13 protein-coding genes are annotated in these 15,550 nt (G+C 64.7%); 5 read left to right on the top strand and 8 right to left on the bottom strand.

The annotated features are described in order from the left end of the window. Positions 1-55 precede the first annotated feature (55 nt). Complete coding sequence (locus XH83_RS12595; protein WP_194407296.1) at positions 56-805, bottom strand: hypothetical protein; 750 nt, start codon at positions 803-805, stop codon at positions 56-58. A gap of 295 nt (positions 806-1,100) precedes the next feature. On the opposite strand from XH83_RS12595, the gene XH83_RS12590 reads away from it, so the two are divergent. The 3 genes from XH83_RS12590 to XH83_RS12580 are packed head-to-tail and all read left to right on the top strand — an operon-like array spanning position 1,101 to position 5,150. Then, positions 1,101-2,132, top strand: a complete 1,032-nt coding sequence (locus tag XH83_RS12590) for an ABC transporter substrate-binding protein (protein WP_194407295.1) — start codon at positions 1,101-1,103, stop codon at positions 2,130-2,132. Then, complete coding sequence (locus XH83_RS12585; protein WP_194407294.1) at positions 2,129-4,822, top strand: hybrid sensor histidine kinase/response regulator; 2,694 nt, start codon at positions 2,129-2,131, stop codon at positions 4,820-4,822. Before XH83_RS12590 ends, XH83_RS12585 begins: the two co-directional genes overlap by 4 nt. Before the next feature lie 19 nt (positions 4,823-4,841). Then, positions 4,842-5,150, top strand: a complete 309-nt coding sequence (locus XH83_RS12580; protein WP_194407293.1) for a hypothetical protein — start codon at positions 4,842-4,844, stop codon at positions 5,148-5,150. A 24-nt stretch (positions 5,151-5,174) separates the two neighbouring features. On the opposite strand, the gene XH83_RS12575 is transcribed toward XH83_RS12580, so the two are convergent. After that, positions 5,175-6,083 (bottom strand): LysR family transcriptional regulator, encoded by a 909-nt coding sequence (locus XH83_RS12575; RefSeq protein WP_194407292.1) that lies wholly within the window; start codon positions 6,081-6,083, stop codon positions 5,175-5,177. Between the two features lie 131 nt (positions 6,084-6,214). Between XH83_RS12575 and XH83_RS12570 the strand changes: the two genes are divergently transcribed. Beyond that, positions 6,215-7,153: a ring-cleaving dioxygenase gene (locus XH83_RS12570; RefSeq protein WP_194407291.1), complete on the top strand. Its 939-nt coding sequence runs from the start codon at positions 6,215-6,217 to the stop codon at positions 7,151-7,153. Further along, a complete protein-coding gene (locus XH83_RS12565; RefSeq protein ID WP_194407290.1) occupies positions 7,150-7,776 on the top strand; it encodes an alpha/beta hydrolase in 627 nt (208 codons plus the stop codon). Before XH83_RS12570 ends, XH83_RS12565 begins: the two co-directional genes overlap by 4 nt. 48 nt (positions 7,777-7,824) lie before the next feature. Here the strand turns inward: XH83_RS12565 and XH83_RS12560 are convergent, their stop codons facing one another. The 6 genes from XH83_RS12560 to XH83_RS12535 all read right to left on the bottom strand — a co-directional run bounded on the left by XH83_RS12560 (position 7,825) and on the right by XH83_RS12535 (position 15,550). Next, positions 7,825-8,691, bottom strand: coding sequence for a L,D-transpeptidase (locus tag XH83_RS12560; RefSeq protein WP_194407289.1), 867 nt, complete (start codon positions 8,689-8,691; stop codon positions 7,825-7,827). Between the two features lie 247 nt (positions 8,692-8,938). Beyond that, a complete protein-coding gene (locus tag XH83_RS12555; RefSeq protein ID WP_194407288.1) occupies positions 8,939-10,144 on the bottom strand; it encodes a calcium-binding protein in 1,206 nt (401 codons plus the stop codon). Positions 10,145-10,360: 216 nt separating this feature from the next. Further along, on the bottom strand, positions 10,361-11,563 hold the full coding sequence (locus tag XH83_RS12550) for a calcium-binding protein (protein ID WP_194407287.1): 1,203 nt from the start codon (positions 11,561-11,563) through the stop codon (positions 10,361-10,363). A 420-nt stretch (positions 11,564-11,983) separates the two neighbouring features. Next, on the bottom strand, positions 11,984-13,480 hold the full coding sequence (locus XH83_RS12545; protein WP_194407286.1) for an ABC transporter substrate-binding protein: 1,497 nt from the start codon (positions 13,478-13,480) through the stop codon (positions 11,984-11,986). A 55-nt stretch (positions 13,481-13,535) separates the two neighbouring features. Then, positions 13,536-14,540: an ABC transporter ATP-binding protein gene (locus XH83_RS12540; protein ID WP_194407285.1), complete on the bottom strand. Its 1,005-nt coding sequence runs from the start codon at positions 14,538-14,540 to the stop codon at positions 13,536-13,538. After that, positions 14,537-15,550, bottom strand: coding sequence for an ABC transporter ATP-binding protein (locus XH83_RS12535; protein ID WP_194407284.1), 1,014 nt, complete (start codon positions 15,548-15,550; stop codon positions 14,537-14,539). Before XH83_RS12535 ends, XH83_RS12540 begins: the two co-directional genes overlap by 4 nt.

Raw genomic sequence — 15,550 nt, 5'->3', positions numbered from 1 at the left:
ATCATCGGCATTGGCGCCGATCCACAACCAGGTGGGAGAATGTCGGCGCCCGGCATCAGAACTGGCCGGGCGGCAGCTTGAAGATGTCGGGGCTCTTGGCGTCGGCCACGTAGAACAGCAGCAGGCTGGTCGGCGTCAGCATGCGTTGGTTGTTCTCCTTGTTCTCGAACGTGCCCTGGAGCAACAGGATCACCGAGCGATCCCTGGCGTCGCTGCCGCGGAACATCACGATGCCGCCGGCGACGGGCATGTTGACCGCGATGGAGTCGGGCTTGAAGCCTTCGCCCATGAAATGGGCGCGCAGGATGTTGGCGTTGGAGAACAGCTTCTCCGGCGTCATCGCCGTGTCGGTCCCCTTCGACCAGACCGCGCCGACCTGGATCAGCAATTTGGACTTGTAGCCGAACACGTAGGAGAGTTCGGCGGTCCCGCCGTTCGGCAGCAGCTCGGGAACCGACAGCAGGATGCTGTGCGTCAACTCGGACGCATTGTCCTGCGCCTTGATGGCCTCGGGCCTGACGCTGAAGTCCTTCGCCATCGCCGCGCGGACGTCGGCCTCGTTCATGCCGAACTTCGCCGAGCGGAAGCCGTCGATCGCCTTGATCTTGTCGTCCGCGCCTGGTGCCTCCGCCGAATTCGTCCCGGCGGCGACGGCCGTGCCGGCTGCGGAAGGAGCCCCGGCAGCAGCGGCTTTGGGTGCCGGTGCAGCCTTCTGCTTCGGCACGGCGCCCTGGGCCGCGAGCGGCCCGGCAGCAAACGAGGTGAGCAGGCCGAGGACGGCCGGAACGAGATAGATTTTGCGCATCGAAAACCTTCGAAACAACTTGAAAGAACGCTTCAAAAATCGGTAGCTGCGAAATCGACTTCCCCGAACCTTCACCGCAACAGAGGCGGAAAATGTTGCAACGCCATAGGGCGCTACAAGACGCCACCGAGGAGACCAAGTTCGAAACAGCGACTCTTTGGCGGCGTAGGAATACGGTATCGGGCTGCCAAACGCTGCGAATGAACATTCACAAGCGCATTTTTTGATCAATTGTGGACGCCGGCCGATCGCGCTAAGCATCCGAACTGGGGCAAGCCATCATGCAAAGAACTCCATGACCGAACGGCCTTCCGCTTTCGCGGTCGATCGCCGCGGCCTCATTCGTCTTGCGGGAGCCACCGCCGCAGGATGGATCGCGCTCGGCGCAAGTTCGGATCGCATGCGGATCGTCGCATCGTTGACTGCATTGCCGCTCGACGACGAGCTGACAAAGCGGGCCATGATCGACAGCGCGACCTCGCGCCTCGGCGGTCTCATCGTCGGCTTGAGGCAGCGCGGCTGGGTCGAAGGCGTCAACTTCCGCCTCGAGCTGCGTTCAAGCTTCGGCGCACCGGACCGGCTGAAGGCGGCCATTCAGGAGTTGCTCGACCTCAAGCCGGATGTGATCCTGACGGGATCCACCGTCGAAACCGCGGCGGTCCTTGCCGCCACCAAGACCATTCCGGTCGTCTTTGCCACCGCCAACGATCCCGTCGGCAACGGCTTTGTCGAAAGCCTCGCCCATCCCGGCGGCAACGTGACCGGCTTCACCAACAGCACCGCCGAGATGGGCGGCAAATGGCTGCAACTGATCCGGGAGGCGGTGCCCGACCTTGCGCGCGTCGGTGTCCTGTTCAATCCGGCGACCACACCTCGGGCGGGACGCTTCTTCCTAGACTCGATTGAGCAGGAGGCGGCGGAGTCCGGGGTGTCGGTCCTCGCCGCCCCCGTGAGCGCGCCGGCGGAAATCGAAGATGCCGTCAGGCGCTTCTCCGAACCGCCCAAGGCGGCGATGATTGCGCTGGTCGACAGCTTCCTCGTCGTCAACCGCCAGGCGGTCGTCGCCGCGGCGGACAAGTATCGCGTGCCCACGATCTATCCGTTCCATTACTTCATGGATGCCGGCGGGTTGATGAGCTACGGACCGACGCTGGAAGTGCGCTCGGCCGATTACGTCGATCTCATCCTGCGCGGAACCAAGGCCGGCGATCTTCCGGTGCAATCGCCTCGGAAATTCGAGCTCCTGATCAACCGCACCGTTGCTCGCACGCTCGGATTGACCATTCCATTCACGCTGCTCGCGCGTGCCGACGAGATCCGCGAGTGAACGAGACGATCGACCAGGGACATTTGCGGACGCCTCCCGGCCGGCTGTTCCGCAAATATCTCTACTCGATCCTCGCCCTCGCCTTTGCCGCGCTCGCCATCAACACCGGCTTCGACGTCTGGTTCTCCTATCGCGAGCAGAAGCAGCTTCTGGCGGCAACCCAGCGCGAGCAGGCAGCGTCCGCGGCGATCCAGATCGGCCAGTTCGTCGGCCAGATCGAGAACCAGATCAGATGGCTCTCCCGCCTGCCGCCGGAGCTGTCGAGCAACGAAGACGAGCGGTTGAACGCCATCCGTCTCCTGCGCCTGTCGCCGGCCATCGCGGAGATCGCCGAGCTGGACTCGCGCGGGCTCGAGCAGGTCCGGGTGTCCCGCCGCGTGGCGGACAGGATCGGCAGCAAGGCCGATCTGTCCGCCTCGCCTGCCTTCCGCGGCGCCAACGAAAGCCGCGCATATTATGGGCCGGTCTACTTCTTCGCCGACACCGAGCCGTTCATGACGCTCGCCACGCGCGGCACTGGCCGCAATCCGAACGTGATCGTCGCCGAGGTCAATCTGCGTTTCATCTGGGACCTCGTCACCGGAATCAGGGTCGGCAACACCGGCAAGGCCTATGTGGTCGATCGCATGGGAGTGTTGATCGCGCATCCGGATTTGTGGCGGGCCCTGCAGCGCAGCGACCTCTCCGGCCATGCCGACGTCCGCTCCGCGCTCGATGGTGTGGGACCGCCCTCCGGCGGATTGGTCAAGGAGGATCTGACCGGCCAGCGCGTGCTGTCGACCTACGCGACGGTCCCCTCGCTCGGCTGGCTGGTATTCGTCGAGCTGCCGCTCACCGAAGCCTATGCGCCGATCTATGCATCGATCGGCCGTTCGACCTTCCTCCTCGTCGTCCTCCTGGTCGGTGCGGTGCTGGTCTCGCTCTTTCTCAGCCGGCGCATGACGGGGCCGATCCAGCTCCTGACGCAGGGCGCACGGCGGATCGGGAGCGGCGATCTCGGCCTTCGGCTCGCGATCAAGACCGGCGACGAGCTGGAAGCGCTCGGCGACCAGTTCAACCGCATGGCCGCGCACCTACGCGAATCCTATGCGACGCTCGAGCGCAAGGTGATCGAGCGCACCTCCGAGCTGGAGAAAGCGCGCGATCAGGCCCTGGCCGAGCACGATGCCGCCGAGCGCGCGCGCAGCCTCGCCGTGCAAGCCAACGAAACCAAATCGCGCTTCCTCGCCGTCGTCAGCCACGAGCTGCGCACGCCGCTGAACGGCGTGATGGGCGTGCTGCAATTGCTCGACGACGGCACCATCAGTGAAGCACAGCGGCGCCACCTCGCGACCGCAGCCGCATCGGGCGAAACGCTGATCGCGCTGGTCGACGCCGTCCTGGAATATGCCCGCCTGGAGGCCAGCACCGAGACGCTGGAGCCGCGCAATTTCCGCCTCGACCAGCTGATCGAGACGGCCGCCGAGCTGATGCGTCCGCAAGCCCTGGGCAAGGGGCTGACTTTCGACCTGGCCTGCGATGCGTCGGTCCATGCCTCGGTGCATGGCGACCCCGTCAGGCTCAATCGCATCCTGCTCAACCTCATCGGCAACGCCATCAAGTTCACGCCGTCAGGCGGGATCGCCGTGAACGCGGCCGCCGGGCGGCACGACGATCATGTCCTGCTGCGCGTCACCGTTCGCGATACCGGCATCGGCATCGCCCCCGACATGCACGAGCGGATCTTCGAGGATTTCGTGCAGGCCGACGACAGCATCGCGCGGCGGTTCGGCGGCACGGGCCTCGGCCTTGCGATCGCGCGGCGCCTCAGCCGCCTGATGCGCGGCGAGTTGACGGTTGCGAGCACGCCGGGCGCGGGCAGCACGTTCACCTTCGAAGTGCCGCTGGACCTGGCAGCAAGCGGTGTCGCGCAAGGCGCGCTTCCGCCACCGTCGCGGCCGCTCAACGTGCTGCTGGTCGACGACGATCCCGTCAATTGCGAGGTCGGAGAGGCGATCCTGAAACGGCTCGGCCATCACCCCATGATCGCCAGGAACGGTGCATCGGCCGTCGCGCTCGCCCGCGATCATTCATTCGACGTCATCCTGATGGACCTGCACATGCCCGACATGGACGGCGTGGAGGCCGCATCGCGGATCGCCAAGCTCGGCCTGCGGAGCACGCCGCGCATCATCGCCGTCACGGCGGACGTGTCGACCAGCGCGCGCGAACGGCTCGCGGATGCCGGCATCGTCCAGATCGTCAGCAAGCCGATCCTGGTCAACGCGCTGCGCGAGGCGCTCGAGGACGATCCGCACGTCGCGCCGGCCACGGCACGGCTCGCCGTGGGCGCCTTGATCGACCGGGACTTCCTCGACGACCAGAGGGAACTGCTGGGCCCGACCCAGATCGCAAAGCTGCATCATCTGCTGCAGGAAACCAGCGACAGACTGATCGAGGACATCACCAGGGCCGCAGCGACCGGCGACCACAAGCAGCTCGCGCGCTTTACCCACCAGCTCGGCAGCGCCGCCGGCGCGCTCGGCCTCGTCAGCCTGTTCGAGCACTGCCGCGAGGTCGAGGACGCCGCCCCATCACTGTCCGCGCCTGAATGCAAAGATGCCGCGGGAAAGCTCGCAGCGCTCCAGAAGGCCTCGATGAGTGCGCTGGACGAATTGCTCGCACCGGCCGAACAGCGGTCGGTCGGCTAGACAAATCACTTGGTATGCCATGCACGACATAGAACTCGATGCAAGCACTTGGAAAACTGCTCAGGATTTTCGACTAGCGCTCAAGGCTGCAATGGGAGCGCCAGAATGGCATGGCGATATTGTGGGAGCATTCCTCGACTCGATTTTTGGCAGAGGGATGAACGCTCTCAAAGCGCCCTATGTGATCAAAATCGTGAACACGGGCGAGTTGGCGCCCGAAGTGATACAGATGGTTCACGATTTCTCATCAGCGATCGCGGAGACACGAGCGCGCAGGCTTGCCCGCATTGGTGAGGATGTGGAAGTTCGGCTCGAAATCGAGGCCTGACAGAGGCGCGATCATGAGTTGTCCTCAGCGCGACCGCATGCCTTCCTCCTCGCGGCCAAACCGCTCGACGAGGAAGTCGATGAACAGCCGCACCTTCACCGACAGATGCCGCGTCGGCGGATACACCGCATAGAGTGCGAGCGGCGGCGCGGCATAGTCGTCCAGCACCGTCCGTAGCTCGTCCTTCTTCAACGCATCAGTCGCGATGAAGTCCGGAAGCAGCGCAAGCCCCCTGCCCTTGATCGCGACGTCGCGCAGCACTTCGGCGTTGTTGACGCAGAGCGACCAGGCCGGCTGGATCCAGTGATCGCCGTCGCTGCCTGTGAGCTTCCACTGGTTGCCGGTGAGCAGGAAGCCGTAGGTCAGCGAAGCATGGTCGCGCAAATCCTGCGGATGCTTCGGCGTGCCATGCCGCGCCAGATAATCCGGCGAAGCGCAGATCATGCGCGTCACCGGCATGATTTTTCGCGCGATAAGGCTGGAGGATTCCAGTTCCGCGATCCGCAAGGTCACGTCAAAGCCATCCTGGACCGGATCGAGCAGGTCGTCGCTGAGCACGATCTGGAGCTGCAGGTCGGGAAAGCGCGCCATGAAATCGGCGAGCACCGGCCCGAGCCGCATCGTGCCGAACGACATCGGCGCGTTGACGCGGAGCAGCCCGCGCGGCGCCGACTGGGCCTGCGTCACCGCCTGGTCGGCGGCCTCGACCTCCGAGAGGATGACGAGCGCGCGTTCGAAATAGCGCTGGCCGTTCTCGGTCGGACTGGCGTGCCGCGTGGTCCGGTTCAGGAGCTGGACGCCGAGGCTTTCCTCGAGGTCGGCGATGTATTTGCTGATCGCCGAGCGCGACAGCCGCAGCTGCCGACCGGCCTCGGCAAAGCTGCCGCTTTCCACCACCTTCACGAAGGCCCGGAGGCTGCCGAGCTTATCCAAAGGCTGCTTCCACCGATTGTTTCCAAATCGTAGACATAGCCGTCATATTTGCATGGATTGTCTTCAATCCAAAGCGGAACAATATTTCCACCCAGAGAGCGAAACCGCTCCTCGAGTTCTGGAGGACAACAATGTCTGGACTGCACCATGTCACCGCGATCGCCGGCGACCCCATCCGCAATTTCGGCTTCTACACACGGGATCTGGGCCTGCGCTTCGTCAAGAAGACGGTCAATTTCGACGATCCCGGCACCTATCACTTCTATTATGGAGACGAGACCGGCCGCCCCGGCACCATCCTGACCTTCTTCCCCTGGGCCGGCGTGTCACCCGGACGCCGCGGCGTCGGTGAGACCCATCAGACCGCCTTCCGCGTGCCGCAGCGCTCGCTCGGATATTGGACCCAGCGCTTCACCGAGAAGGGCATCGCCTACGAGGCACTTGAAAAGCGTTTCGGCGAGTCCGTGCTGCCGTTCACCGATCCTGACGGCATGGCGCTCGCCCTCGTCGGCATTCCCGGCGCCGAGAATGAGCCCGGCTGGAGCAATGGCGACGTGCCGGCCGAGCATGCCATCCGCGGCTTCCACGGTGTGACGCTGCTGCTCGACAGCGCCGCGAAGACCGCCGCCGTTCTCACCGACGTGTTCGGCTTCAAGGAGACCGGCCGCGAAGGCTCGGTGATCCGCTTCAAGGCCCCGGGCGATGCCGAGGGCAGCGTCGTCGACATCTACGAGGCCAAGGGCTTTCTGCGCGGGCATCAGGGCGGCGGCTCGGTGCATCACATCGCCTTCCGCGCGGCTGACGATGCCGAGCAGGGCCGGATGGCGCAGAAGCTCATGAGCAATCACGGCCTGCATCCGACCGAGCAGCGGGACCGCAACTACTTCCGCTCGATCTACTTCCGCGAGCCCGGCGGCGTGCTGTTCGAGATCGCGACCGACATCCCCGGCTTCGCCGTCGATGAGCCCGTCGCGACGCTGGGACGCGACCTCAAGCTGCCTGTTTTCCTCGAGCATCAGCGCAAGCAGATCGAGGGCGTGCTGCCGAGCCTGGAAGAGACCGCGTCATGACCGAGAATGCCTTCATCCATCGCTTCGAGCCCGCGACCCGCGCGGGCTCCCCTCCGCTGCTGCTGCTGCACGGCACCGGCGGCGACGAGAACGACCTGCTCGGGCTCGGCAGGATGATCTCAGCAGGTTCCGCCCTGCTTTCGCCGCGCGGCCGCGTGCTCGAGCACGGCATGCCGCGCTTCTTCCGTCGTCTCACCGAGGGCGTGTTCGACGAGGACGATGTGCGCCGCCGCGCGCAAGAGCTCGGCGACTTCGTGAGCGAGGCGCGGCAGCGCTACGGCATCGCCGCGCCTGTCGCGGTCGGCTTCTCCAACGGCGCCAACATCGCAGCCGCGCTGTTGCTGCTGAAGCCGGACGTGCTTGCCGGCGCGATCCTGCTGCGCGCGATGGTGCCGCTGTCGGATCCGCCAAGGGCCGATCTTGCAGGCAAGCCGGTCCTGCTGTTGTCCGGGCAAGGCGATCCGATCGTGCCGGCCGGCAATTCGGCCAGGCTTGCGGCCCTGCTCTCGCAAGCAGGTGCGAGCGTGACCCACAGGGTGCTGCCGGCGGGCCATCAATTGTCGCAAGCCGACGTGACGCTCGCCCGCGACTGGATCGGCAATGTCGACGCGGAAGCCGCATGAGAGGAGCGGCGCATCGTTTTCGAACGGTGCGCCGCCGCCTTGCATCGGTTACTTGACCTCGGCGACCTTCGGTCCGGATGACAGCATCTGCGCGTTGGCAGCCAAGGGCCGGTTCGACGGCGATGCAGGGTCAGGCAACCGGAAAGCGGCGTCGGGCGGCGTTCCCTGGGATGGTCGACGGGCAACACTCGCGGGAAGCACGATCACTTTCGCTCCGACCTTCACCCGCTCGTAGAGGTCCATGACATCTTCATTGGTCAGCCGGATACAACCGGACGAAACCCGCTTCCCGATCGTATCGGGCTTGTTGGTGCCGTGAATTCTATATTCGGTCTCGCCCAGATACATCGCGCGCGCGCCGAGCGGATTGCCGGGACCGCCCGCCATGAACCGCGGCAGATAAGGCTGACGTCCAATCATCTCTGCGGGCGGATGCCAATCCGGCCATTCCGCTTTGCGAGCCACGGTCTGCTCACCGGACCATGTGAAACCCTCGCGGCCAACACCGATGCCGTAGCGCAATGCCTGCGTATCGCTCAGGACGAAATAGAGGAACGTGTTTTTGGTATCGATAATCACGGTGCCAGGCGCCTGGCGGCTGGCATAGTCCACCACTTGGCGGGCAAGAGCGCCGGGACCCTCAGCGGCTTTCGGTGGTTCGACCAGAGGCGCCGGGGCCGGGGCCGGAACTGGAGCCGGAGGCGGCGCCGAGGCATGAACCGGAGGTGCCACGTAAACCGGAGTTGACGAGGCCTGGGCCTGGGATGCGGATGGTTTCCGTGCCGGTGGCACGCTCGCCGGGCGAGAGAGCAAACCGTACCCCAATGCGGCGACGGCCACGGCGCCGATTGCAACCCTCGCGACCATGGGTATTGCGAGCGTTTCCGCTTTCTTGCGCTTGGCCCGCTTGCTCATATCCGTCCCCAGGTCACCATGCCCGAAGTGGTAACCCGGCAAAATTTAAGAAACTTCGAAGCGATTGCGTTCAGGTTGAAACCGTCGATGATGGTTAACGCAGAACCAGTGGAGCACACCCGCTCCGCCTGGCGGCTGCGGGGCACGTCCAGGCGGGAAGGCGGTGGTCCTGTCGGGCGTCGAAGGCGGAACCCACCTCTCGCCCCGCTGTCGGCAGGGCGAGGTCGTTGCGCCCGAAGCAACTCGCTCAGATCAGGAAGTCGGTCGCATGCAGGTTCGCCGCCTGGACGCCGTCGAGCGTGATGGTATCGCTCGCCGACAGATGAATCACGGCATCGCCGGCGTCGTTGTCGCTGATCAGTTTCGACAGCGCCGTCCAGTCCGCAAACCCGTAGTTCTGCACGTTGATCAGATCGTGCTCGGTCACGGTGCTGCCGACCGCCTTGTTGCCTTGATCGAAATCGGTGATCAGGTCGTTGCCGGAGCCGGTGTTGAAGACGAAGGTATCGCTGTTTCCTCCGCCCGAAAGCTGATCATCGCCGGCGCCGCCGTTGAGGATATCCCTGCCGCCGGTAATCGAGCCCGGCGTTGCGGGGGCATAGTTCGCGGCATCTCCATAGAGGTGATCGTTAGTCCCCCCGCCGGTGAGAATATCGTTACCGCCTTGGGCATTGCCGGACATGGTCCGTGCATCGCCGAAGAGCTCCGGGTGCGCAAACTGGACGGTGTCGATGCCATCGAACGCAAGTGTGAGAATGTCATCGCCCCCTTTGGCATTGTCGGTCAGCGAGGTCACCGAATCTCCGTAGCCAAATCCGCCTGTCATGGCGACGTCAGTGCCGAAACTGAAGCTGATGTTGTCGTTACCGCCATGCGCATCGCCGCCGATGGAGCCGATGGCATCGCCACTGGCCGTCGCAAAGCCCTGCAGAGTGTCCACGTCGATGTCGATCGTGTCATTGCCGCCCTTGGCCGTGCCACTCATGGAACCACCGGCATCGCCGGCATACAGATGGTCGTAGCTTCGCCAGCCCACCGCACCCGTGATGGTGTCACTGCCGCCCTGGGAACTGCCCGACATGTCGCCGGCAACATCGCCGAAAACATGGACGTCGGTGTACAGCCCCCTGGCCTGGACATCGATCGTATCGTTGCCGCCCTCGGCGTCGTCGGTCATCGCCTGGGCATCGCCGACCACGAGGAACGAGTTCCAGCCGTAGTTCAGATTAACGGTCAGAGTGTCGTTGCCGCCGTGGGACTGGCCATGCAACGTCGTATTGTCGTCGCCGAAGATCGTGACATCGGCTTCGGGCTGGGTGACGGTTGCCGTCACGGTGTCGTTGCCGCCCCAAGCGTCCGTGGTGGTCGGAAAGTTCGGATCGCCGTAGACGGTTTCGATTTGACCAAACTGGTCGAGCAGGACGTCGATGGTGTCGTTCGGCAGATGCTGCATGGCGTAACTCCCATTTCATTGTCGGAAGCGGGCCTGACGTCGCTGGATTTTTGCGACGTGCTGTGACCCGCTTCGCGGAGACGAATGTAGTTTTGTTGGATGGCGGAGGTTTGCTGGAATTCGGGACAGAGTTTGATAGCGACGAGTTTCGCTGCGTCGTGCAGCGAACTCGTCATGGCGCGGTCGCGATCGCGATGCCGCCCTTGCTCCGGGCCCTCAGATGATGAAGTCGGCTGGATGCAAGTCCGCCGCGTGAACCCCGTCCAGCGTGATCGATGCGCTGGCGGAAAGATGGATCACGGCATCGCCAGCGGTATTGTCGCTGATCAGTTTCGACAGCGCCGCCCAGTCCGCGAAGCCGTAGTCCTGCACGTCGATCAGGTCGTGTTCCGCTGCGGTGCTGCCGACGACCTTGTTGCCCTGGTTGAAGTCGTTGACGGTGTCGTTGCCGGAGCCCGTGTCGAAGGCGAAAAGGTCGCTGTTTCCACCGCCCCACAGCTGATCGTCGCCAGCCCCGCCGTTCAGCGTATCCATGCCGCCGGTGATCGACCCGGGCGATGCAGGCTCATAGCTCCACGCATCGCCATACATGAAGTCCCGGCCGGCGCCGCCGTTGAGGATATCGTTGCCGCCATGAGAATGACCCGACATGATCGGCGCGTCGCCATACACGAACGAGATCGCATCCGCATACTGGCCGTCGATCTTGACGTTGAGGACATCGTCGCCCCCCTGGGCAAGATCCATCAGGGACGTCGACGAATCGCCCGACAACCGTCCGCCGGATATGGCGCTGTCGCCGTTCAGCGTCACGGTCAAATTGTCGTTGCCGCCTTGTGCGAGACCTCGCAGGGCACCGATGGCGTCGCCGCTGATGGTCGCCCCTCCGTCGGTGGTGAGCACGCTCACATCGATCGTGTCGTTGCCGCCGTGCGAAGTGTCGATCATGGAACCGCCGGCATCGCCGGCGAACTGGTTCTCGCCACCGCGCCACCCGATCGAGCCGGTCATGTCGTCATGGCCGCCCTGCGCGTTGCCTGACATATCCCCCGCAACGTCGCCGAAGGCCGAAACCGTGGTGTAGACCGTGCCGCCGGCATCCGCGACGATGGTGTCATTGCCGCCCTTGGCGTCGTCGATCATCGACTGGCTATCACCCACTACGACGGCGGTGTCCCAGCCGCCGTCGATGTCGGCGATCAACGTGTCGTTTCCGCCTCGGGAATGACCAAGCAACATCGTGTGGTCGTCGCCGAAGATCGTGATTTTGGCATTGAGCGCGGCGACGGTGGCCGTCACGGTGTCGTTGCCGCCCACGACGTCGGTGGATGCCGGAAAGCCGGGATCTCCGTAGACCGTCGCGATTTGGCCAAATTGGTCAAGCGTGACGTCGTAGCTGTCGTTCGGCAGATGCTGCATGGCGTAACTCCCATTTCATTGTCGGAAGCGGGCCTGACGCCTGCAGAATGCTTTTCTTTTGCAAGACGCGTTGTTGACCACGCTTCACCGGGAGCGAATCTACCTTTGGTAGATGGCAGAGATTTGCAGGAATTCGGGAGAGAGTTTGATTGCCGCAGGGAACCGCGCTGCGTTCCCGCTGCACGGCGACGGCCGACGCGCCGATGCTGGATTGCCGGTGTTTTGCCCGACGGATCAATGCCCCGGCGCATCGCCTCGAGCATTGAATGCGCAAGACGCAAGCCATTGAAATGACTACGCCCGGCTACTGTGTATGGGGTTGTTTTTCAGATTCTTGTTTGGACACGCCAAAAAGATTGGCCCCTCCCGATGGGGAGAGGCCAGAATTGAAGCAACAGGCTCGGCTTGATCGGGCGTTCCTTACTCCCAGGACCAGGTCGAGAAATCGTTCTCGTATTGCGGGACGTCCTTCCAGACGCCCTTCAGCTTCTTGGCCGTGATGGTGATCAGCTGCGGCTGGTAGAGATAGGCGGAGACGGCGTCGGTGGCCAGCATGCGCTGGGCGTCGCCGAGCAGCTTGGCACGGGCGGCCTCCTCCGGCGTCGACACGATCTGCTTGTAGAGCGCGTTGAACTTCTCGTTGTTGTAGCCGAGATAGTAGTCAGGCTCAGTAATCTTGACGAGGTCGAACGGCTCGACGTGGCTGACGATGGTGAGATCGAAATTGTGCGGCCCGTTGCCGGCGAAGACCTGCGACAGCCATTGCGCCCATTCGACGTTCTCGATCTTGGCGATGATGCCGACCTTGGCGAGCTGGGCCGCGGCGATCTCGCCGCCCTGCCGCGCATAGGACGGCGGCGGCAGCTTGAGCGACAGTTCCAGCGGCGTGGTGACGCCGGCTTCAGCGAGCAGCTTCTTGGCCTTCTCGGGGTCGTAGGGGTTGACGCCAGTGGTGTCGACATAGCCGAGCGCACCAGGCACGTAGAAGCTGCCGATCGGCGTACCGAAACCATCGACGGCGCCGTCGATCATCGCCTTGCGGTCGATCGCGGCGAGGATGGCGCGGCGCACGCGGACGTCGTCGAGCGGCTTCTTGCGGTGGTTGATCGCGACGATGGTCTTGGCCCTGGAGCCGCCGACCAGAACGGTGAAGCGCGGATCGGCCTTGAATTGCGCCAGGGCACGCGCCGCGGCGACGCGCGGGAACGCATCGACGTCGCCCGAGAGCAGCGCCGCCACCTGCGCCGCCGGATCGGAGATGAAGCGGATCGTCACCTTGGAGAGCTTGATCGCCGAGGCATTGCGATAGTCTGCCCATTTGGTCAGCGTGATCGAGGACCCCTTGGCCCAGGCCCCTAGCTGATAAGGTCCGGTCCCGACCGGCTGCGTGACGTTGGTCGCCGCGCTCTTCGGCTCGACGATCGAGCCGCCCGCCTGCCCGAGCAGGAACGGCAGGTTCGGCTCGGAATATTTCACCGTGATCACGACCGTGTCGGCGTCGGGCGTCTCGACCTTCTCGAAAGCCTGGTACAGGCTCTTGTCCTTGTTGGTGCTGTTCGGCGCGGCGTTGCGCTCGAACGAGAACTTCACCGCGGCGGAATTGAACGGCTCGCCATTGTGGAATTTGACGCCCTTGCGCAGCTTGAACGTATAGGTCTTCAGGTCGGGCGATGCGGTCCAGCTCTCGGCCAGCAGCGGCGAGGTGGAACCGTCCTCGTTGATCTTGGTCAGGGTCTCGTAGATGTTGTAGAGCGTCACCTCGGCGATCGCGGCAGCCGCGGCGTTGGTCGGATCGAGCCCCGGCGGCTCCAGCGCCATCGCCATGACGACGCTGTCCTTCTTGCTTTGCGCCAGCACCGGCAAGGGCGCTGCCAGCAACGCGGCGGCAAAGGCGACGATCGATAGTTTCCTGAACATGCGTAACTCCCCGGCCTGCTTTTGTCCTAAGCCTATGCCAATCCCGCTTGGGACGCTAACCTTCCATGGCCGTCCGCGGCAACGCCATCACGGCCTCCGCCCTGTGGCAGGCGGCAAGGTGCCCCTCGCCGACCTTGCGTAACGCAGGCAAGGCTTCTCGGCAATGCTGCTCGGCGAGCGGGCAGCGCGGGACATAGGGGCATCCGGCCGTCGCCGCCGATTGCGAGGCGATCGCCTGGCCACCGCGCCGCCGCCGGTCGCCGACGGCCCCCGCCCGCGGCACGGCCTCCAGCAGCGCCCGCGTATAGGGATGGGCGCAATGCTCGAACAGGTCTTCGGGGCGGCCCTGCTCGACGATGCGGCCGAGATACATCACCGCGACCTCGTCGCAGAGATAGTCGACGACCGCGAGGTCATGGCTGATCAGGATGTAGCTCAGGCCGAACTGCTCCTGCAGATCCTGCATCAGGTTCAGCACCTGGGCCTGCACCGAGACGTCGAGCGCGGAGACCGGCTCGTCGGCAACGATCAGCTTGGGCTGGGTGATCAGCGCGCGCGCGATGGCGATGCGCTGGCGCTGGCCGCCGGAGAATTCGTGCGGATATTTCTCCATGTCCGCATCGCGCAAGCCGACCTGGCGCAGCACGGCGGCGACGCGGTCGCGGAAGGTGGTGCGATCGGCGCCTTCCAGCACGGTCAAGGGCTCGGCCACGATGCGCGCGATGGTCTGGCGCGGGTCGAGCGAGCCGTAGGGATCCTGGAACACCATCTGGAAATCGCGCCGGGCGCGGCGCAGCTCATCCGCGGGAATGCGGTTGAGATCGCGCCCGAGCAGCGCGACCTGCCCCGACGTCGGCCGCTCCAGCGCCATCACCAGCCGCGCGAAGGTCGACTTGCCCGACCCGGATTCGCCGACGACGCCGAGGCTCTTGCCCGCGGCAACCTGCATGCTCACGCCATTGAGCGCACGGACCTGCCCCGGCGGACGAAACAGGCTCTCCCGCGGCAGCGCGTAGCGCTGCTCGAGATCCCTCACGTCGAGAAGGGGTGCGGCGGTCATGCGGTCAGCGCTCCAACACGTTCTGCCATCGAGACGTCAGTTCGGACGCAGCGCACGCCATGGCGAGGTCCCACCTCCACCATCGGCGGCAGCGCGGCGCGGCACGCATCGATCACCAGCGGACATCGCGCGGAGAAGGTGCACCCAGCCGGCAGGTCAGCCAGCTCCGGCACGGTGCCCGAGATCGTCATCAGCCGCGTCCCCTTGCGCGCGCCGAGCTTCGGCCGGGCGCGGAACAGGCCTTGCGTATAGGGATGGCCCATGCGGCGGAAGACTTCGTCGGTCGGTCCGCTCTCGACGACGGTGCCGCCGTACATCACCATCATGCGCTGCACGTTCTCGGCGATGACGCCGAGATCGTGCGAGATCAGGATCATCGACATGCCGCGTTCCTCGACGAGGTCGGCAATGAGGTCGAGGATCTGGCCCTGGATGGTGACGTCGAGCGCGGTGGTCGGCTCGTCCGCGATCAAGAGATCCGGCTCGCAGGCGAGCGCCATCGCGATGGTGATGCGCTGACGCTGGCCACCGGAAAACTGATGCGGATAGGCATCGACCCGCCTCGCCGGATCGGGCAATCCGACGCGATCGAGCAAGGCAATGGCTTCCTGGCGTGCCTGTGCCGCCGAATGCTTCTTGTGACGTCGCAGCGGCTCGGCAACCTGATGCCCGATCGTGTGCATCGGATTGAGCGCGGTCATCGGCTCCTGGAAGATCATGCTGATGCGGTTGCCGCGCAGGCGGCAATAATCCGCATCCGGCAGCCCGGCGAGCTCGTTGCCGTCGAGCCTGATGCTGCCCGAGACCACGGCGCTATCAGGCAGCAGCCCCATGAGCGACATCGCGGTGACGGACTTGCCGCAACCGGACTCGCCGACCAGCCCGAGCGTCTCGCCGCGCTTGAGCGAGAAACTGACACCGCGCACGGCCTGCGCCGGCCCGCGGCTGGTGTTGAGGCGGACGCCGAGATTGTCGACCTCGATCAGCGGCATATCGGAGCGCTCAACCAT

This window comes from Bradyrhizobium sp. CCBAU 53351 (genome assembly GCF_015291745.1).
Taxonomy (GTDB): domain Bacteria; phylum Pseudomonadota; class Alphaproteobacteria; order Rhizobiales; family Xanthobacteraceae; genus Bradyrhizobium.
Note: the sequence above shows the minus strand (reverse complement) of the source record. Positions and strands in the feature narration are given on the sequence as shown.